Below are 19,812 nucleotides of genomic sequence, written 5' to 3' on the forward strand. Positions count from 1 at the left end.
GGTAAAGATATGAATCGCAATTCCTTCCTTTTTAACTCTTAAAAAATTGCGATACATCCTCATATCGTAAACTCACAAAAAACCATTCATTGACCCCCTCATTCAATGAATGGTATCCCATTACAATAATTTACTTTGAATGCTTTCATTAATTAATTAACAAATCCCTCTATATTTATAAATTTGGAAACCCTCATAAGCGTTCATATCTTTATCCTTTCACTACTGGTAATGCTGCTACTCCATTGTAGCGAAAAACAAGCTCATCCCCCCTCAGGTGAGCTTTTTTTGTGCTCTTTTTTTGGATATGATTTTTATTCAAATTTTGTACGGAACTGATTTATAGTTGGGATTCGTTATCGAACTTCTTTTCTAAATTTGTTCAAAAATAAAAGGATATTACTTAGATCACAGTAAAATGCTGGATCCAATAACATCCTTTTTTCTTATTAAATTTATTTTAAAAAAGTAAATACCCCTCAACTAGATTCAGTCTGGAGTAACAAATTAGTGTTCAGAAGCTCCACTAGTGGCATCTACTTCTGGCTTTGCTGCAGGTTTTGGAGCTGCTGGTGCATCGTCTTTTTTAGAAGCTCCAGCTGTTGCGTCGACTTTCTTGTTTGGATCTGGGACTAACATTTGGCCGGTTTCTTTTAAGTACTCGTTAACGATTGGCATCAAGTCTAATACCCATTCGTTGACACCTTTGTAATTACCTTCTTCGTCATGCATAGCTTTATAGTAGTGCATGATATGTTTTGTTTCGTTATTTCCAGGCACTGGCATTGAAACTAAATCTTGTTTGCCTGATCTTAAAATGCTGATCACTTGTTTAACATGTTTGATAACTCTTGCTACATCGGGATGAACATCAGATAGTGGGTCTCCGACTTGAGCAGGTGTTCTCTTAGCTAACATTTTTTCAGTTGGCAAGAAGTGATTGTAATAGATAAATTGGTTATTCTCATCGACATATGACAATTCGATTGGTGTCGTCTTCAACATGTAGTTTAATTGATTGACGGTTAGTAAACCACTATCCAATTTAACATACGTGTCACCTTCAACTGCATTTACCTTCTTGGCCGCTTGATCCAACCAGTCGTCAGCTTTCATATCGACACCTTCAACTGTTGTGTCAGCTTTGCCTGAAGCTGTCAGGTCTTCTGTTTCGTAATCGTCAGTTTCGTCAATCATGTTGATCACCTTCGCAAATTTAATAAATTTCTTGACCGTTGAATCGAGGAATTTCACAGTGCCTTCATCTTTTAAATTTCCATTGTCGTCAAAGGCAGTTTTGACATCACCCAATAAGAATTCGTTCCCAGGTAGGACAATAGCATTAACACCGGGTGCTTCCAAAATTTGACGAAGATGCAATTGTGCGCGGGATGAACCTTGAACGTGATAAGAAGCTCCGACGATCATAACTGGTTTGCCATCGAACGGATGAATCTTGTACGATAGCCATTCGATAACATTTTTCAAAGCTGCGGGAACAGTATGATTGTGTTCAGGAGTAGCGATAATTACCCCATCAGCAGCCTTAATTTTATTACTTATATTTTGAATAACTGGTGTATTGGTTTGATCATTGTCTTGACTAAACATTGGTACGTCATTGATATTTAAAACTTCAATGTCAACAATTCCTTTACAGTGCTTAGCAATAAAATTCAAAAGTGTTCGATTGTATGATTGGTCAGCGATTGAACCAGCGATACCTACTAATTTCATAATTTACCCTCCTAGTCTTTGTCCCAAGAAAATTCTTCAGCTTTTTGTTTGTTAACGTCATTGGCGTTATTTAGCTGTTTAGCAATATTGACGAATTGCAAGAAGTCTTGGAAAAGGCCATCTAATTGTTCGACAACTTTTTTATCTTTCAAATTACCATCCGCATCGAATGCTTGTAGTGAATGTCCTAACAAGAATTCTGAACTTGGCATGATACGAGCCTTTATTTCAGGTGAATCAAGAATTTGACGCAATTGTGCTTGAGCACGGGATGATCCGAGTGAACCATAAGATGCTCCAGTAATCATCACAGGTTTGTCGACTAAAGGATGGATTCCGTAGGATAACCAGGCCAATGCACTCGACAAGACAGCTGGAATTGAATGGTCATATTCAGGTGTCGCAATAATCACTCCATCACTAGCTTCAATCTTTTTGGCAATATCTAAAGCCGCTTGAGGAACAAATTTATCAGGACTCTTTTTGTATAACGGTAATCCTGAAATTTCCACAAGTTCTATCTCAGCAGCTGACTGAAAATGTCTCTTCATGTATTTCAACAAATCACGGTTAGTTGACTTCTTGGAATTCGAGCCAACAATAGCAACAAATTTATTCATAATCACCAATCACCTTATTCATAATTTTATCTTACGAATCCATTGTAATTTTATTCACATAATAAATCAATCTATTTTTGGAATATCTTTGATATATCATACTATATCAATTTAAATTTATCTCTTAACCCGCTAGTAACAAAGCATTGTAAGTCTTTCGTAATAAAAATTGCTTCCACTCCCGGCTGTTTTTCAATCAATTTGGAACCGTTTTCTATACCTTGGTAAAATCCAATTGTCGACCAGATTTCACCGTCGATTGATAAATCACTAACAATCGTTACACTAGCCAAATTATTTTTTATCGGATAACCAGTCTTTGAATCAAACATGTGATGATACTCATGTCCATCAATCACCAATTTGCGCTCATAAATCCCTGAAGTACCAATTGATTTAGCAGAAGTATGCAATACTCCCAGCGACACATTTCGTTCTCTGATCGGATTTTGAATCCCAATGTTCCACATCCCATCCGGATGTTGGCTGTTACCAACTAACAAGACGTTGCCACCGAGATCAATAATGCCAGAAGTTACGCCCATTTTAAGCCACAATTCTTTGATTTTATCGGCGATATATCCTTTAGCAATTCCACCAAGATCAATTTCCATCCCTGGGTCGTCTAAATAAACTGAATGTTTCTCATCATCCAAAACAATTCGCTCGGGATCAATAATTTCTAAACGTTGTTTGATATCATCATCACTAGGTTTATTGGCACCTTTAAAACCAATTTTCCACAATTTGACCAGTGGACCAATTGCTACATTGAAACCCAAGTGCTTACGACTGACCAAAACAGCCCGTTTAACCAATTGATAAGTATCCTCAGGCACGACTACTGGTGCAACTCCAGCATTGTGATTGATTGACATAACTTCAGAAATATCTCGATTTACAGTTAATTTATTTTCAAAATTTTGAATCAATTTATATCCAGCGTCTAATTCCTTGGCACCAGCGGGTTTTGCCACTGTTAAATTGATTGTTGTACCTAATCCATGGTAAGTCTTGTTGATCAAACCCATAATTATCCCTCAATTCGCTTTACTACAATCTTCACAATTATAACCATAACACCCAAAAAAATTTGAGCAAATAAAAAAAGGAGAAACACAAAAATGTGCCTCTCCTTTGGGAGTTTTTATCAATTCATTATCTAATATGATTATTATATAATAAATGTAACGAAAGTGTGTTAAATTGGCTTAACAAACTTGTTACAATTTATGTTACAAAATAGTATTACTTCTATTGTTTTATTGGTGAATAGATGCCGTACTCCGAACTAGATTCCAGTTTTATTTTTTATCCCAAATACTTCAAAATTTAAATAGACATAATTCTCTTACTTATTTAATAAGCAAAAATACAACTTTTTGATTTTTCAATCCCACAACTTGGCGGTAAAAAAAAGTTAGTCAACATTATTACACAACCAAATAGAATTGATTTTTCTAAGCTTTTCGTAATTGATGCAAAACTCAGCTCATCAATAGTCGAAAATGCTAGTTTTTTTGCTGTTTTAAATGATTCTAAAAAAATAAATAATTACGATGAAATAAAATATATCTTTGAAAGTGAGAAAGAAATTAATATAACTCCAATTTTGATGTCTGATAATGATAAGTTCAAAAAATTATTAACAAATAAATAAAAATTAACAATGTTTTCTTCAAACTGTTCGCGATTAATGAACAGTTTTTTTTATCGCGCAAAATCTGCGCAAAGTACTTTGCATATTTATGAAATTTTGGCAAAAATAAAAATAGCTAAATCCGCTTATATCAACGAATCTAGCTATTTTTGAAATGTTTTGAAATTGTTACATATGCCGTGTGCAGGAGTCGAACCTGTGACCGCCGGTTTACGATACCGATGCTCTACCAACTGAGCTAACACGGCAAAAAATGGAAATCCTAAAAAAAATACATCTAATTCTAATGAACTAGATGTAAATATTGAAGACACCTAGGATTTCCTAAGTATTATAACTCCGGATGTCAGACTCGAACTGACGACACCCTGATTAACAGTCAGATGCTCTACCAACTGAGCTAATCCGGAATAATTCAATAGCTCTTTAACAGAACTATTAAATTCTATCAATCTATCAAGATTGAGTCAATACTTATTTGGCATTTTCTTTAGTAATTTTTGTTACGCCACCCATGTATGGTACCAAAACGTCAGGAATTGTTACTGAACCGTCTTCATTTTGATAATTTTCAAGGATTGCAGCTACGGTACGACCAGCAGCAAGTCCTGAACCGTTCAATGTGTGAGCAAGTCTTGTCTTTCCATTTTCGTCACGATATCTGATATGAGCACGACGAGCTTGGAAGTCTAGACAGTTTGAACAACTTGAAACTTCACGATACTTGTCTTGAGCAGGCATCCAAACTTCAAGGTCATAAGTCTTAGCTGAACTGAAACTTGCATCCCCACTTGATAATACGATTACGTGATATGGAAGGCCTAGTTGCTTCAAAATGTTTTCAGCATTAGCAGTCAATTTTTCCAATTCGTTGTATGATTCTTCAGGCTTTGTGACCTTAACCATTTCAACCTTGTTAAATTGGTGCATCCGGATCAAACCACGAGTATCACGACCAGCAGAACCAGCTTCTGAACGGAAACATGGTGTTAGTGCTGTAACGTATTTAGGCAAGTCTTTTTCGTCCAAAATCTTGTCAGCAAAGTAGTTTGTCAAAGGAACTTCAGCTGTAGGGATCAAAGTCAATGGGTTTTCATCAACCATAACCGTATAAACATCTTCAGTAAACTTAGGGAATTGACTAGTACCAAACATGGCACCGTTATTTACTAAGTATGGAGGGATTACTTCGGTATAACCCTCTTTTTGGTGTTGATCGAGCATGAAGTTATAAACCGCACGTTCTAGTCTTGCACCCATTCCGATGTAATAAACAAAACGACTACCAGCAACTTTAGTAGCTTGTTCAAAGTCTAAGATGCCTAGTTCTTCACCAATATCCCAGTGATGTCTTGGCTTAAAGTTTTCCTTAGGAACTGCACCGACTTTTCTAATTTCCACGTTAGTACTTTCATCAGGGCCAACTGGAACAGAGTCGTCAGGAATATTTGGCAAACGAACCAGAATATAGTTCATCTTACCTTCAGTATCTTCAAGGTCAGCGTCTAATTTCTTAATGTCACTACCAACTTGTTTCATAGCAGCGATTTCTTCACTAGCATCTTCTTTGTTACGTTTCTTAGTAGCGATTCCTTGAGAAACAGTATTTCTCTTTTCCTTCAAAGTTTCACTCTTAACTAGTAGTTCACGACGTTTAGTATCGTAACCTAATAGTTCGTCGATTTCTTCACTTGTAACACCACGTGAAGCTAATTTATTTTTGATCCAGTCAGGATCTTTTCTGATTAGCTTGATATCTAACATACATTTTCTCCTTTTTTTACGCAAGAATACAAAAAAAGTCGACTCATCTCTCCAAAGAGGGACGAATCGACTTATTCGCGGTACCACCCAGTTTCAGTGTAAACCTAATACACTGCACTTTCAGACTTTATCGGATCAACCCGAACGGCATTACCCGTTGCCAGAATGCTGGAATAAAGACCTTAATGATTTTCACCGACCATCATCTCTCTGAAAGGTTTATGAGTAGGCACTCTCTTAGCGTTATATTTACATTAATAATAAGTTAAACGAATCTAAATTACAACTAGTAATGGTTATGTTTTTTCTCGTGAGCCACATCAATATCTTCTAACTTCAAGAACTTTGTCTTGTAACGAATCTTGTAGTAAGCCCAGCAGACGAATAAAATAATCAACCCACTGTAACTGATCAAGAGACGACCAACATTGAAGTTGACCATTGAGCGAACGTCTTGACCCAAGATGATAATGATACCCAAAATAATCGCAAGAATTGGACCGAATGGGAACCACTTAGCCCTGTAACGAAGATCCTCCAACTTGTAACCCTTAGCTAGATAAGCTTTTCTGAAACGATAATGAGAAAAGGCAATTCCTAACCAAGCAATGAATCCCGTCAAACCACTGGCCGCAACTAGTAGTTCGTAGAATGAGTCACCGTAAAAACTCGTGAAAAGTGCAATCGCACCGATCAGGGCTGTCAAAAGTAGTGAGAAAACAGGCACACCACGACCGTTAGTTCTAGCAAAAGCCTTCGGAGCCATCCCCTGTTTACTCATCGACCACAGCATACGACTCGCTGCATAAAGTCCTGAGTTAGCTGCGGAGATAACTGAAGTTAAGATAACGGCGTTCATTACCCCTGCAGCTAACGGGATTCCGACTTTCTTAAAGACGATCGTAAACGGACTGATTGCAATGTCGCCAGCCCCTGACCCGAGCAAATTAGGGCTAGTGTAAGGAATTAAGGCACCAATCACGGCAATTGACAAGATGTAGAATAAAAGAATCCGCCAAAACACTTGCTTGATAGCCTTGGGAATACTCTTTTCCGGTGTAGCGGATTCACCAGCGGTAATCCCAATCAATTCAGTTCCTTGAAACGAGAACCCGGCAACAACGAAGACACTTAGTATAGCCGGTATTCCACCGACAAATGGAGCCTTTTTGTAAGTATAATTAGTTAGACCAACAAAATGTTGATTACCCAAAATACCTAAAATACTTAATACTCCGACGATCAAGAACACGATTACAGTAATAACTTTAATTGATGAAAGCCAGTATTCCGTTTCACCAAAAGAACTAACCGAAATAAAATTAATTATTAACAACAAAATCATAAAAGTTAAACTGATTTTCCATGAAGTCCAACTTGGGAACCAGTATTTCACAACTAACGATATTGTCGACAAATCGACCGCTAACGTGATAGCCCAATTGAACCAGTAATTCCAACCTAGAGCAAAACCAAAGGCTGGATCGATAAATTTAGTTGCGTAGGTAGCGAATGAACCAGAGACTGGCATGTAAGTAGCCATCTCACCCAAACTAGTCATTAAGAAATAGACCATGATACCAATAGCCACATAAGCTATCAGAGCTCCTCCAGGTCCAGCAGTTGAGATTGAAGAACCACTGGCAACAAACAAACCAGTTCCAATCGAACCACCTAACGCAATCATTGATAGATGACGAGTCTTAAGCGAACGACTCACATCATTATTTTCCATCTTTCATTCCCCTTTATTTTAGGATATAAAAAAATCCTTATTATCAGAGGAACTACTGACAATAAGGATTTGTAATTATCCCAATAATCAATAGCTCAACGTAGAGAGCGGAGAATGGCGCTTAGATTCCGAGCATTTGCCTAACTTTGTGAATTACACGCCGGTTTTGCGTGTGATTTACAAAGTGTAGCAAAGCACAGGAATCTGCCATTCGTAGCTCGTTTTCAAGAAGAAAACCAGCACTACACTCAAAACGACAGTCCATTACCTCTTAAGTAATAGCCCAATCAACTTACCAAGAAGGGATAAAATGATTTCGGCAACTTTCCCTTTTATGTCTTTTCAATGTACCCTCATGTACTCCAAAACATGACTAATAAAAATTGCGCCTCTATCTGATTACAAAATATTATAAATAAATGTTAAGATAGTAGCAAGTAGTGTTTCCTATATTTATTAATCTTAATAATTTAACATTGCCGGGGGAAAACAAACATGTTGGAGCAAATTTTCTTAGTTAAGCAAGACGTAGAGAAATATCGAATGCTTACAGTCATTAAATCGTTACCTCCTCGTGAAGTAAATTTGAGTAATATTAGTAGTAGATTACAATTTACATACCAAAAAACATATAACATTTTCCAAGCATTGCTCGAAGACTTTATTGAAGTTGCCCCTGATATCGACTCATCAGACACAAAAATCGAATCGATTGACTTTAGTAAAATTTCCATCGACACGTACCGTCTATACTTAGTTAAGAACCCGGTAGTTTTTCAAGCTTTCAATTATGGCTTGACCAGTACGAACCCATCGTTTGAGAGTTTCAGTAATGATCATTTCACCAGTAAGTCTACCCTCAATCGTCGTATGTCGAAGTTCAGAGCATTTCTCAAAAATTTTGGTCTAAAAATTTCTAATTCTACCCTAGAAATCAAAGGTAACGAAAAAAATATCCGGTGGATGGCATATTACGTCTACTGGTATACTTACCATGCTCAAGAATGGCCATTCTCTTTGATTCAAGAGAATTCTATCGACCAAATCATCGACAAAGCTGGAATCAAGTTCGACAATCCGATCGTCCACTTCCAGCTTAAATATTTTCTAGCTATTTCTCGAATCCGTTTGATAAAACGTAATTACATCGAAGAACTACCTTACTACAACGTAGTTTTCGAAAATCAAAATTTGGGTGAAGACATTTTAACTCATGAGGAGTATCCGATTGTTCCCTTGGACGCTTTGATCAATGAAAATAAATTGATCAATCTATTTAGAAAGACAGCTTTCCAACCTAGTGACACGGCTTTCGTCCAGCCTATCAATCAGAATACTCGTATCAACCCTAAATTCTATGCACTCGTTTATCACTTTATAGATTTCTTGAAAGAACATTATCACGATGATATGTCGGTCTATCACAACCAAAAAACTTTGAAACATATCATGACCTACGTGACGCGTGATATTGTATTCTATTACATCATGGCACCATACTCGATAATGCATTTGGATACAATGTACGCCGAGGGTAATGAACAAAACTTTACTGACTTATACAAAGACGTTTATACTTTCTTTTCCAATGTTGACCAAAATGAGTTTCCGGGAATTTACAATGCGGCTGAACTAATTTCAAAAGATTTATATCAAGTTTTGCCAAGTTACATTTCAACTATTAGACAAGAAGATATTATCAAAGTTAAAGTCTTAATCGATCCAGGTAATCAAGCGGCTGAGGTCGTTTTGAGAAATATTCGTACCTTGGGCTTCGTCGAAGTAGTACCAAGTAATGTTTTCGATGATGTGGATGTTCTGATCACATCGCTTGATGTTTTGCCTTTGGACATCGAAAAGAAGAAGTACCCTGAGAATTTGAAAGTTATTTCCTGGGATATTTCTTCAACTCGACCAGATTATATTTGGTTATTGATTCAATTGAATCAGATTTACGTTAAGAAACTTAAAGAAAAAAAAGATAGTAACAAGAAGAAAAAGGCACTTTAGTTCTATTTTGGTGTGGTATGCCGTCTTCCATAGGAATTACAATTCTATTCTGAATAGGATTTAAAATATAAATTAAAAAATAGCATCTATTCGAGATTTTGATCTTGAATAGGTGCTATTTTTCTAAATTGAATTAATCGCTGTCCAATTGATGGTGCCTGAATAGGTTCCGGCGGAATCTATTTTATCTACATCATTGGATAACAATAACCCGCTGTTGTTGTCCCAGTTTGAAGCGATGTCGTCGGTTGTTTTTGTCGTGTACGACTTATTGTCTTGGGCAACTACTTTGGCATCGTCGGTCAATATGATTGGCTTGCTGGTATCTGTCTGTTTATAAATCAAGTTTCCGTAAAATGGTTGCGTGCCCTTGTATAAACCAGTGGTCGAGGCGCTTAATTTCCACGGCTCTTTTAAACTGGTTACTGTCAAATTGAAATCGCTCTTGCGGTACAAAATTGTGTTGGCAGTCTTGTAGTTAACGTCTTGAAATTGCAATGTTGGTGTCACTTCGAGGTCCAAATATTTATTAACAACATTTTTGCCGTCAATCACAAATTTTGGTGTACTTGTTGTTTCAATCGCATTCGAACCACTGAAACTGGCCGGTTCTGGATCAACGGTGATTGGTGAATCGGTTTGATTATCAGCGGTGCCATTGACGATAATATCAGCACTTGTATAGCCATTGGTATCGCTCTTATTACCAAGATTATTTGCCAAAGTGTATTTCCAACTACCGCTGCTTAAATCGGCAACTTTGGCAATCGTTGCAGGTGTGCTATCGCCATTACTATTGTGGTACGTGATCGTAGCAGAATTGTAATCGACATCACTAGGTAAATTGAGTTTAGCGACAATATCTTGCCAGTCTTCACACGATTCATCAGCATCCCAAGTCAAGTGATAGTCGAAAGCTAAATTGTCATTATTATAGACTTTGTTATCACTCGACGAATCTGTGATGGCCTTGTTATTATCCGATTTATCATAGAGGGTCGTATCAATATCAGCGGTAGCAAGAGCTGGCATCGACTCAAAGATAGCTAATTTACTGTAACTATCGTCATTAGTGCCGTTACTACCAGTCAAACCCCAGTAAACTTTATTATCCGTTAAAGTTCCAAATTGACTTACATCAACTGGAATGGTTTCCGTAATTTCGTTGTAGTCACTACCTTGACCGTTATTGATCGTGCCATCGGGGAATTTATCGTTAAATTTATATTGAATTGTAGCAGGACTTGTATCTGTCTTTGGATTCCAAGTGAAGGTCAAATGGTGCCAATAGAGGGGATTTCCTTCTGCATCTTCACCATCAACCAAGTTGGCATTTTGGGCACCAACTTGGAAGGTTGAAAGTGCTTTACCTTTTTTATTTAAATTGATTAATGACCAAGGATTAGAAGTATCAGTACTTGGTTTGAAGGCATCATCATTTCTCAAATCATCCAGATTTAAAGTCTTATAAGTTGAAGCATTAGCTGGATAACTGAAATAAATTGTTCCGTATGGATTGGCTGAATTTCCCATTCTCAAGGGATGCTCACCTAAATTACTACTACTCAAAAGTAAATCACGTTCAGGATAATCACTTGGTGCTGCATACGTATCATGAGCCGTATCAAAACTTCCCAAGGTGAATTCCTTATGTCTGTTAGCGATAAGTCCCAATCCTGGGTAGTAATTTGACCCATACCCCACAATTTGTGGAACTCTAACTGTTGAAATCAAACTATTTGATTGAGCTTCAAAATTCAAGGACATACTATTTTGAATTGCCATTGAAGCCGCATTTTCAGGCGAATTAATTGTTGAATTTGTAGAAGTATCATCAGAATATTTATTAGTTATTAAATTTTTCGTTTGATTAGTCTGTGATTGATCGTAGCCCATGACACCGAGTCCTTGATAAGAAGCACCCATGGCACTTTCACCACGATTATCATTTTGTAAAACTAAAGAGATTCCCTCACCATTTTTGGTAGGATCATCTCCATCAGCTGAACCAAAGTATAGCCAAACTGAAACCGTCTGTTTTTTGGAAATATCAATGTAATTTTGACTGTCACGTTTAGACCATGCAGCCCCGACTTGCGCCGTTTTGACTACTGTTTCATTACTGCCGCTACCATATGTAACCGGATTAGTTTCACCACCAGTAGCAAGCCGTAAAACTTTACCATCAGACGTTGTGTCACCCTTGGCATCAACAATTTCCGATGAATTAATCTTAAAAGGATAAGCTATTGAGTCTTCATTATCGTTAAGTTCAAATTGTCCAACCGTAAAATACTTGGAAATTGATAGTCCATTTGGTGCGCTTTTGACGACATCAGAAATGTCATCCGCGGCGACTATTTGTGGATTGAAAAATATTCCGCTTAGCAAAACAAAGCAGGCAAGTATTATCGTAAATTTTGCACTACTTTTCATTCAATCACCCCTAATACAAATTTATTATAGGACGATTAAATGAAATATTCTTATCAAATTACAATAAAATTTATTTAAATAAACAAAAATATTCTATCCAAATCCACTTTCAATTTGAATAGAATATTTAACATAAAATTTATTTCTTATGACGTTCCGAACGAGTCTTACCTGAACGGGATGTTTTATCGTTCTTCTTTGTTACAACACGACCACGTTCTCTTGGTCCATCACCATTGTCATTCTTTTGTGAATAGTATAAGTACATCCACACAGCTACAGCGATTAGAATCAAGATTCCGACAATAATACCGATCCACTGTTTATTGTTGGATTGTTGCTTTGGTTGTGTAGCACTTTTGACAGCGTCGACTTGCTTTTGTTGGATCGTAATCGAACGGTCAAAGGACTTTTCAAAGCCAGAATCATTCTTCAAAGTCAAATGGGCTTTATAAGTTCCTGCACTTAGGTCCTTAATCGGAATAAAGTAGTTGAATTGCGAATTAGGAGCGATTTGCAGGTTTTCTTGATTATAGTTAATAGTTTTATCGCCATGCTTGATTTTGGCCGTCAAGGTCACTTTATTGATGTTTATCGGTGCCGTATTATCCAATAAATAGGAAATCCCAGTTGATCCAGCAACAGCTCTTGGAGCAGCTGAAGTTAGATGCATCTCGGGCATCACACCATCATCTTTGGAGCGCAAAACTACCCCTTTGACATAGCGAACCTGATTCTTGATATTGATATTCTTTGACTTCGTTGGGCTAACTGAAGCAGTCGTTGTGATACCACCTAAAATAATTCCTGAATACTCTGAACTCGGTGATTTAACTTTGAATTCGACGGTCTTATTCTCACCAGTATCTAGTTCAACGACTTGTTTTCTCTTGCCATCAACTAAAGAAGTCAACGAAGGGAGCTTGGATTTGTACAATTTGGCATTGTATTTATCATAGCCGATCACCCCAGAATCCGCCGTATAGGCATTGTTGATTTCAGCAGTTACCTTGATTGGTTTACTACCAGTATTAGCAATCAACACTTTTAAAATTTGTTCCTTATTGGGGGTGATTTTCAAGTCAAAGAACGACTCATCTTTGTTAATTTGATTATCTGGCAAAATTGCTTGGATCGCGTACGATTTGTCGGGGGCGGCCTTCACCGTGGTTGCTGGCAAAAGAACCGTCAAGACAAGCAACATTGCTGCAAAAAATATACTTAATCTTTTTTTCATAGTTTTAACTCCTACCTGAGTACCAAATGGCCCAGAAAATCAGAAAAATCAACGATACGAGGACGCAGACAATCAAGATGTAAGTAGTGGTCTTATTGTAGATCAAGCCCTTACAACGCGAATTTATGTCGTTAGCTTGCTCCTGGGTGATCGTGTAGGTCTTCTTAAACGTCCACGTCGCCTTACCACTACGAGCCGCACCTTTGACAACATACTTACCAGCTTTAATTGGCGTTTGGTTTTGGTCAAAATCGACTGGGATCTTAGAGTTTGGCGCCACCTTACCGTAAGTTAAATCAGCGGTCATTTTGTCTGGTCCAAGGTTAAATCGATCTAACCAACTCTTGCGCTTAACTGTCATATGGACGATGACGTTCTTCATCTGACCAGGTTCTTTGTTTTGTAAATTGATAATAATATGTGGCTTTTTGTCAATCACGTCAAGTGCCAAGTTGTGCAAAGTTACCACACCACCGACAGCTTTGTTATCACCAGTGATCCAAACCGGTACATTGGCATTGCCTTTAGCACCATTTTTAGCCGTGTCATAGACATTAAAGCCACCCATGATCAAGCCGTCGATTTTTTCATCTGGCAATTTAATTTTAAAAGTCACATCTTTAGTTTTATTAGGAAGTAAGGTAATCGTCTTTGCCTTCGTCATCTTTGAAAAAGCATGTTTCAAACCAAATTCGCCTTCACGGACCTTGTCAGTATAGACAATTTTTCCGTCCATTGAAGTAGTCGCATTAGTTGGCTCGATTCGAAGCTGCAATCTATTGATACTAAAATTACCAATCGAAATAGTAACTGTTCGTTCATCACCAGGTTTTCCGACAATTTCAAAGCGATCAGTTACATCGGTTGTATCATCTTCAATTAACGGAGTAACAGTTACGCCGTTAATTTCTGCTTTAACCAAAGTTGTGCTGTTTATCAAACATAAAAAAGCAAAGAATATCATTGATAGAAAATAGATTATTTTTTTTCTCATTGATTTGCCCCTGATAATTTCTTCACCTCTAATGATACTAAAAAAGCTGCCCCAAGTGTGGGAACAGCTTCATATTTAATTATTTATCAATAATTATTAACGACGACGGCGTCTTGTAGGTTGACCACCATTTCCACCATTGTTGTTCTTCTTATTATTTCTCTTACCAAGGTAAATACCTAATCCTAGAATAATTGCTAGAGCAAGAATTCCAAGTAAAATGTATAGCCATAAGTAATTTGGTTTGACACCAGCTAATTTATTGTACTTAGCAGCATCGTTGTTTGTGATAGTAAAGTCTTTGTTTAGAACCCAACTCTTGATACCACCAGCCGTCTCATATGTTAATTTCAAGTGATAATCGCCAGATTGTAAGGTCTTCTTACCCCATGAAATTGGTAAATTATAATTCGTCGTTGGTGCAATACTTTGAGAACTATACACTTGAGTTATTTTAAAACTCTTATCACCATTCTTAGTAACTATTGCTTTAGCGGACAAAGGACCTGTATAGGAGTTAGTGGAATTATGGATGTTTGCTTCAACACCTTGATTTTTACCTTTAGCAGAAGTCGTCAATGAAGGTTTAACCGTTCTTATAGAATACTTAGCTTCATCATTTTCTGCCCCTTTTTGATGAATTTGAATAGGAATAGAATAACTAAACTTATTTTTAATCAAATTACCATTAGAGCCTACTGTACCTTTTGCCTTTTCTTTATATGGCGCTACTGTCACACCACCCATTAGTGTTCCAGTAAATTTTTTTTCAGGAACGGTAACTTTCAAAGTGATCGTGGCAGTTGTATTTCCGGGTACCTTAAATGTTGATTTTTTTGGTGACAATGCATCTTTAGTTTGAATCTTCAATGATGAATCAGTCACTTTAGTTTTGTTGTAAGACAAACTCCCATTGTCATTAGTATATGCGGTTGAAGCGTAATAAATAAAATTACGAGCATCCTCCGCCTTATTAATAACAATCAATTTTATTTCAGTCGTTTGACCTGGATCACCGGTAATAATGTAATTCCCATTATCAATATTAACTACATCATTACTTGTTCCACCTGGTTTAATTGTATAATCTCCTGATGTGGCAGCACTAACTTTAGTGGAGCCCAAGAAACCTAGAAAAAGTGCAAATACAACTGATAAAAGCTTTAACATTTTAAATTTAAACTTCAATGTATTAACCCTCCATAATCATTAAACATCAAAATGTAACCACTAACATTATAAAATAAAAACCACTACTATTGTAGTAGTGGCCGTTATTTTATAATCTTTTATTCTTTTATTATATTAATACTAAGCGTTTACTTTTGGAGCAGCCTTCAATGTCCATGTAATTGTTGCATTGTATGATGTTGTTGTCTTTGTATCAGAACCTGCTGTATCACCTAATGTTAAGAATGCATCATCATCAGCTTTTGTAAATGAAGCATTGATAGGACCTTGTGCATATGATTCCGCAGCTAAGTTCATAACAGTACTTGCTGCGTCTCCACCAGCAATATTAGCTTCTTCAGTCTTAAGTGTACCTGCAGCGGCAACACTTTCACCCTTATCATTCTTCAATTCTGTTGGTTTTAAGTTCAATGTATAAACTTTATCCTTTGATCCATCTGTAGGTCCACCAACTGGTGAGAATTTTGTAATTGCTGCATTAACTTCAAATCCAGGAACTGTTGAACGTGAATCAGTAACTGTTAAATTACCAAGTCCTTGACTATCTGTTGCTGCATTTCCATTAACATCATTGTTATCCAAAGCTACTGTTGTACCTTCGGCAGCGTTAGCAAATCCGAAGTCAGGAACAGCATCCAATGTTAGAAGTCCTGATTGAACTGTAACATTAGCATTTGATTGTGCAGCTGCTTGACCTACAGTTTTAACTGTTCCGTCTTCTGCTAATTCATCAAAGGCAATAGCCAATTTACTATCTTTGCCACCTAATTCACCAACACTTGTTGATGGGTCTTGATATTCAACTGATCCATCTGATTTTTGATTACCTGATGCAGTTGCGGCTTGTGCTGTAACTGCTGGTGCGATTGCTCCTAAAACGATTCCTGCTGTTGCTAATGATCCTGCTAAAACACTTTTAGATAATTTCATGATATATCCTCCCTGATATAGAAAATTATTTTTTTGTTTTTGTCTTTCTTGATTACAATTAGATAATAACAAATTTTACGAACCGTACATCTCATTATTTGTAAAAGTTATTTGTCAGAATTGAATCAACTTAGAACCTTTTAAAACCGTGAAAACTTGAAGCTTTTTTCGAACTTCAACCCATAAAAAGCGAATAGACCAATCAAAATAGTTAAGCCTAAAATGACTAATCCAGTGTCATGCGCATCGCCCGTTTGTGGATATGATGACATGTTGTTAACACTGACTGCTGGCGTATAGTCAGTATCTTTAACTTGGGTACCAGTACTTTTACCGGTATTGTCGCCAACTAAGACGTTAGCATTAGTTGCTCCACCACCGCCTACGCTTGAAGTGCTGTCTTCAGACGTATTGGCGACTACCGCGACTGGTGCTGATCTGTCAGTGCCACCTCCTGTCGTGCTGTTAGATTCGGCGATAACGCTTGTTAACCCGAATCCTCCAACCACTCCTAACAAAATAACGGCAATTGCGAAGAAACCGACTATCCGCTTTTTGACTGTGAGACTTTTTCTAGTTCTCGTTCTTTTTTTCATATAAAAACCTCTCATCAAAAGTCAGTCTATTTTCTCCTTACGCTTAGTATAGTACCATCCGTCTACACGGTTTCTACTCCGAAATAATTAAGAAATTCTTACAAAAAGTGAATCATTTCTTCAAAAGGTAATATTTTAAGCTTTGGCTCTGTGTGGTGAATGGAAGCGTTTGTTGAGCACTATAGATATATTTAAATTTTAATTTTTCTAGGATCTTCTGAGGAACTTTGTTAGATTCCTCCGTCGAAGCCCAGATTTCCGTAAGATTTATTCGATTAAATCCGTAATTAATTACCAGATTGACGGATTCTGTCGCATAACTTTTCTTTCGGTAAGCCTTTCCAATCACAAAACCAATTTCTCTAGTTTGAGCAAGGCCGATTGACTCTCCTCTTTTATTGATTTCGAAGATTCCGACCATCAAGTCCGTATCTTTTTGAGCTATCACGTGGGCGTCATCTCGTTTTTGATATAAAGTAAACAACTTCTTGGCAAAATCAGGATCTTCTGTGTATTCCAAACCAGCCAGATCATGATTAGTTTTATCCTTTAATAAGGTAAAGAACGGTTCAAAGTCTTCTTCTTTAAAATCTCTGATAATTATGTTTCTTCCTATTAGTAACATTTTGCTATCCTCGTTTTACAATCTAATTTCTAGGTTTTTGTCCGGCGCTAATCTATAATTACTCTAGTGTCTAAAAAGAAAGGTGTGAGTTTTGTATGGATTTGGAATTTAAAGGTCAAACTGTTTCAACAATTGGTGAACCTTTGTCAGTTGGTGAAAAGTTCCCAAACTTTACTGTCTTAAATAAAGATAATAAGGAAGTTAAGCTTCAAGATTTACTCGACAAACCACTTCTTATCAGTGTTGTTCCTAATATCAACACTTCGGTCTGCAGTGTTCAAACTAAGCATTTCAATCAAGAGGTTGACGGACATTCTGCTATCAACTTCGTTACTATTTCGACTAACACGGTTGAGGAACAATCACATTGGTGCGCCGCTGAGGGTGTTAAGAATATGATGATGTTATCCGACGTCAACCATGATTTTGGTGAGAAATCGAAACTTTGGATCAAGGACTTGGACATTTTGGCACGTTCAGTTTGGGTAGTTGACCCCAATGGCGAAATAACTTATTCTGAAGTTGTTCCAGTACAAACTGACGAACCTAGTTACGATAAAGTGCTGGATCAAATTGACCAAATGAATTAAAATTTCATGATCAATTGGCATTTGTAAAAATTCCTATACAAATGTTTGAACCATCCCTGATAATAAATACAAATAATAAAGGGCAGCCCAAGCGGCTGCTCTTTTTTAACGTCTACGATGTTTAACAAAGGTAACAAAGTGCAATATACAAGCTAACAAGACAAAGAAGATTATGGTGAAACTGAGATAGTTCAACCAGAAACTACTATTAATAAATGGTTTTAACGGAATTTGAATTCCCATCGTAATTAGAGCCATTATGGCAATCATGAAAAATAGCTGAATATATCTTTTCAAAGTTGAATCATCCTTTCTCTTCTTAACAGAAATCTTCTTGGCAAATTTGTGACACTGTTTCTTCTTATAATCAGGAATCCCTTTCATCCCAAAAGTTCCGGGCAATACAATTTCTCCGGTTTTGATGACTCCAGCTGCTGACATGACTCGGTCGATAGTCTTAAATGATTCGTCTGTCACACCGGTTAAAAAGTTTTCTAGTGGTGAGACGTAACAAGAAGTAATGCTTAAATAATGTTTGTTTTTGAATTGACCGGGAATCGTATCGCCATTTTCCTTAAAATAGACAAACTTTGGTCGCATACAGTCGAAGAAATTCTTTAACACCCCTGATAGTTCGCGCCAATAAGTTGGTGCACTAAAGACCCAGACGTCAGCTTCATTGAGTTTTTGAACTAATTCTTCTAAAACTGGATTCTTTTCATGGTATTTATTTGGCGTAATTTCGTAATTTTCTAAATAGATGGTCTCAGTTTCCACCCCTGGTTTTACGTTGTCCAAGACTTCTGACAAAAGTTGTGCTTGGATACCGTGTTCCTTGTGCGAGGCTAATATTCCTAATATCTTCATACGCGCACTCCCCTTTATTCTTAGTTTATTATATTAAGATATTAGATACAAAACACTAGCTTTATAAAAAAATAGTTGCTACAGTATGGTTAAATAAGGAGGTTTCGTGATGAAAGTTCTTATAATCGGTGCTCACGGGAAAGTGGGTCACCTACTAATTGGAGAATTACAATCCAGGAACATTGATTTTGTTGCTGGATTGCGCAGTCAAGAACAAATCAAGGCTTACAACGAAAACAATATCGAGACACAATACATTGATTTGACCGCATCTTTAGATGAGATCAAGGATTCAATTGAAGAATCCGGTGCTGACGTGTTGGTATTTTCTGCCGGTGCTGGTGGTGCTAGTGATGCGTTGACAATGGAAATCGATCTCGACGGGGCAATCAAAACGATGATGGTCGCTGAAACAATTGGTGTCAAACGTTACATCATGGTCAGTTCTCTCTTTAGTGACAACCGTGATAAGTGGGATGCCACTGGGATTCGTCCATACATGACCGCTAAACATTATGCCGACGATCATTTACGTGGCACGAGCCTCGATTACACAATTATCCATCCCGGTGCTTTAACTGATGAGGATGGTACTGGCAAAGTTAAACTTCTAGGTCCAAACGAAGCCGGTTCCATTCCTCGAGTCGACGTGGCTAAGTCTTTAGCGTTGATAATTCAGAATCCAAGTACCATCGGCAAGGAGTACACTTTTGCAAGTGGCGAAACTCCGGCTGAGGACATATTTATCTGACCTTTGAAAGAATATTTCACATTGTGGGGATATTCTTTTTTGTTCTTTTTTAGGGTAAATTATTATCCA

General features: G+C 37.1%; 17 protein-coding genes, 2 tRNA genes and 1 riboswitch. Of the genes, 4 read left to right on the forward strand and 15 right to left on the reverse strand.

The window, feature by feature from the left end; translation table 11 throughout:
* Positions 1 to 507: 507 nt before the first annotated feature.
* The 3 genes from U8521_RS05765 to U8521_RS05775 form a co-directional block, all read right to left on the reverse strand.
* A complete protein-coding gene (locus tag U8521_RS05765; protein ID WP_334352138.1) occupies positions 508 to 1,737 on the reverse strand; it encodes an NAD(P)H-dependent oxidoreductase in 1,230 nt (409 codons plus the stop codon).
* A gap of 11 nt (positions 1,738 to 1,748) precedes the next feature.
* On the reverse strand, positions 1,749 to 2,357 hold the full coding sequence (locus U8521_RS05770; protein ID WP_334352139.1) for an NADPH-dependent FMN reductase: 609 nt from the start codon (positions 2,355 to 2,357) through the stop codon (positions 1,749 to 1,751).
* A 101-nt stretch (positions 2,358 to 2,458) separates the two neighbouring features.
* The gene (locus U8521_RS05775; protein ID WP_334352140.1) at positions 2,459 to 3,388 is read right to left on the reverse strand and encodes an FAD:protein FMN transferase; all 930 of its coding nucleotides are present in this window, start codon (positions 3,386 to 3,388) and stop codon (positions 2,459 to 2,461) included.
* 341 nt (positions 3,389 to 3,729) lie between these two features.
* On the opposite strand from U8521_RS05775, the gene U8521_RS12755 reads away from it, so the two are divergent.
* Complete coding sequence (locus U8521_RS12755; protein ID WP_442886128.1) at positions 3,730 to 4,017, forward strand: DUF1829 domain-containing protein; 288 nt, start codon at positions 3,730 to 3,732, stop codon at positions 4,015 to 4,017.
* A gap of 175 nt (positions 4,018 to 4,192) precedes the next feature.
* Here the strand turns inward: U8521_RS12755 and U8521_RS05780 are convergent.
* From U8521_RS05780 to U8521_RS05795, 4 genes are all read right to left on the reverse strand, one after another.
* Positions 4,193 to 4,265, reverse strand: a tRNA-Thr gene (locus U8521_RS05780).
* Between the two features lie 89 nt (positions 4,266 to 4,354).
* Positions 4,355 to 4,427 (reverse strand) — tRNA-Asn (locus tag U8521_RS05785).
* Between the two features lie 64 nt (positions 4,428 to 4,491).
* The gene (serS, locus tag U8521_RS05790; protein ID WP_334332155.1) at positions 4,492 to 5,781 is read right to left on the reverse strand and encodes a serine--tRNA ligase; all 1,290 of its coding nucleotides are present in this window, start codon (positions 5,779 to 5,781) and stop codon (positions 4,492 to 4,494) included.
* A 286-nt stretch (positions 5,782 to 6,067) separates the two neighbouring features.
* On the reverse strand, positions 6,068 to 7,516 hold the full coding sequence (locus U8521_RS05795; protein WP_334352141.1) for an amino acid permease: 1,449 nt from the start codon (positions 7,514 to 7,516) through the stop codon (positions 6,068 to 6,070).
* 229 nt (positions 7,517 to 7,745) lie between these two features.
* Positions 7,746 to 7,918: riboswitch (Lysine riboswitch) on the reverse strand.
* 93 nt (positions 7,919 to 8,011) lie between these two features.
* On the opposite strand from U8521_RS05795, the gene U8521_RS05800 reads away from it, so the two are divergent.
* Entirely contained in the window at positions 8,012 to 9,526 is a 1,515-nt protein-coding gene (locus U8521_RS05800) for a helix-turn-helix domain-containing protein (RefSeq protein ID WP_334352142.1), read from the forward strand.
* A gap of 123 nt (positions 9,527 to 9,649) precedes the next feature.
* Here the strand turns inward: U8521_RS05800 and U8521_RS05805 are convergent, their stop codons facing one another.
* The 7 genes from U8521_RS05805 to U8521_RS05835 form a co-directional block, all read right to left on the reverse strand.
* Positions 9,650 to 11,962 (reverse strand): hypothetical protein, encoded by a 2,313-nt coding sequence (locus U8521_RS05805; protein ID WP_334352143.1) that lies wholly within the window; start codon positions 11,960 to 11,962, stop codon positions 9,650 to 9,652.
* 139 nt (positions 11,963 to 12,101) lie between these two features.
* Positions 12,102 to 13,199: a DUF916 domain-containing protein gene (locus U8521_RS05810; protein ID WP_334352144.1), complete on the reverse strand. Its 1,098-nt coding sequence runs from the start codon at positions 13,197 to 13,199 to the stop codon at positions 12,102 to 12,104.
* 4 nt (positions 13,200 to 13,203) lie between these two features.
* Complete coding sequence (locus U8521_RS05815) at positions 13,204 to 14,193, reverse strand: WxL protein peptidoglycan domain-containing protein (RefSeq protein WP_334352145.1); 990 nt, start codon at positions 14,191 to 14,193, stop codon at positions 13,204 to 13,206.
* Positions 14,194 to 14,289: 96 nt separating this feature from the next.
* Complete coding sequence (locus U8521_RS05820; RefSeq protein ID WP_334352146.1) at positions 14,290 to 15,381, reverse strand: DUF3324 domain-containing protein; 1,092 nt, start codon at positions 15,379 to 15,381, stop codon at positions 14,290 to 14,292.
* Positions 15,382 to 15,504: 123 nt separating this feature from the next.
* Positions 15,505 to 16,314 carry a WxL domain-containing protein gene (locus U8521_RS05825; protein ID WP_334352147.1) on the reverse strand — a complete coding sequence of 270 codons (810 nt, stop codon included), beginning with the start codon at positions 16,312 to 16,314 and terminating at the stop codon, positions 15,505 to 15,507.
* Positions 16,315 to 16,454: 140 nt separating this feature from the next.
* Positions 16,455 to 16,910: an LPXTG cell wall anchor domain-containing protein gene (locus U8521_RS05830; RefSeq protein WP_334352148.1), complete on the reverse strand. Its 456-nt coding sequence runs from the start codon at positions 16,908 to 16,910 to the stop codon at positions 16,455 to 16,457.
* Positions 16,911 to 17,022: 112 nt separating this feature from the next.
* Positions 17,023 to 17,535 carry a GNAT family N-acetyltransferase gene (locus tag U8521_RS05835; protein ID WP_334352149.1) on the reverse strand — a complete coding sequence of 171 codons (513 nt, stop codon included), beginning with the start codon at positions 17,533 to 17,535 and terminating at the stop codon, positions 17,023 to 17,025.
* A 95-nt stretch (positions 17,536 to 17,630) separates the two neighbouring features.
* On the opposite strand from U8521_RS05835, the gene tpx reads away from it, so the two are divergent.
* Complete coding sequence (gene tpx, locus U8521_RS05840) at positions 17,631 to 18,125, forward strand: thiol peroxidase (RefSeq protein WP_135373133.1); 495 nt, start codon at positions 17,631 to 17,633, stop codon at positions 18,123 to 18,125.
* A gap of 105 nt (positions 18,126 to 18,230) precedes the next feature.
* Here the strand turns inward: tpx and U8521_RS05845 are convergent, their stop codons facing one another.
* The gene (locus tag U8521_RS05845) at positions 18,231 to 18,992 is read right to left on the reverse strand and encodes a flavodoxin family protein (protein WP_334352150.1); all 762 of its coding nucleotides are present in this window, start codon (positions 18,990 to 18,992) and stop codon (positions 18,231 to 18,233) included.
* Positions 18,993 to 19,101: 109 nt separating this feature from the next.
* Between U8521_RS05845 and U8521_RS05850 the strand changes: the two genes are divergently transcribed.
* Positions 19,102 to 19,743, forward strand: a complete 642-nt coding sequence (locus tag U8521_RS05850; RefSeq protein WP_334332143.1) for an SDR family oxidoreductase — start codon at positions 19,102 to 19,104, stop codon at positions 19,741 to 19,743.
* Positions 19,744 to 19,812: the final 69 nt, after the last annotated feature.

Source organism: Companilactobacillus miaonis (genome assembly GCF_036913615.1).
Classification (GTDB): Bacteria; Bacillota; Bacilli; order Lactobacillales; family Lactobacillaceae; genus Companilactobacillus.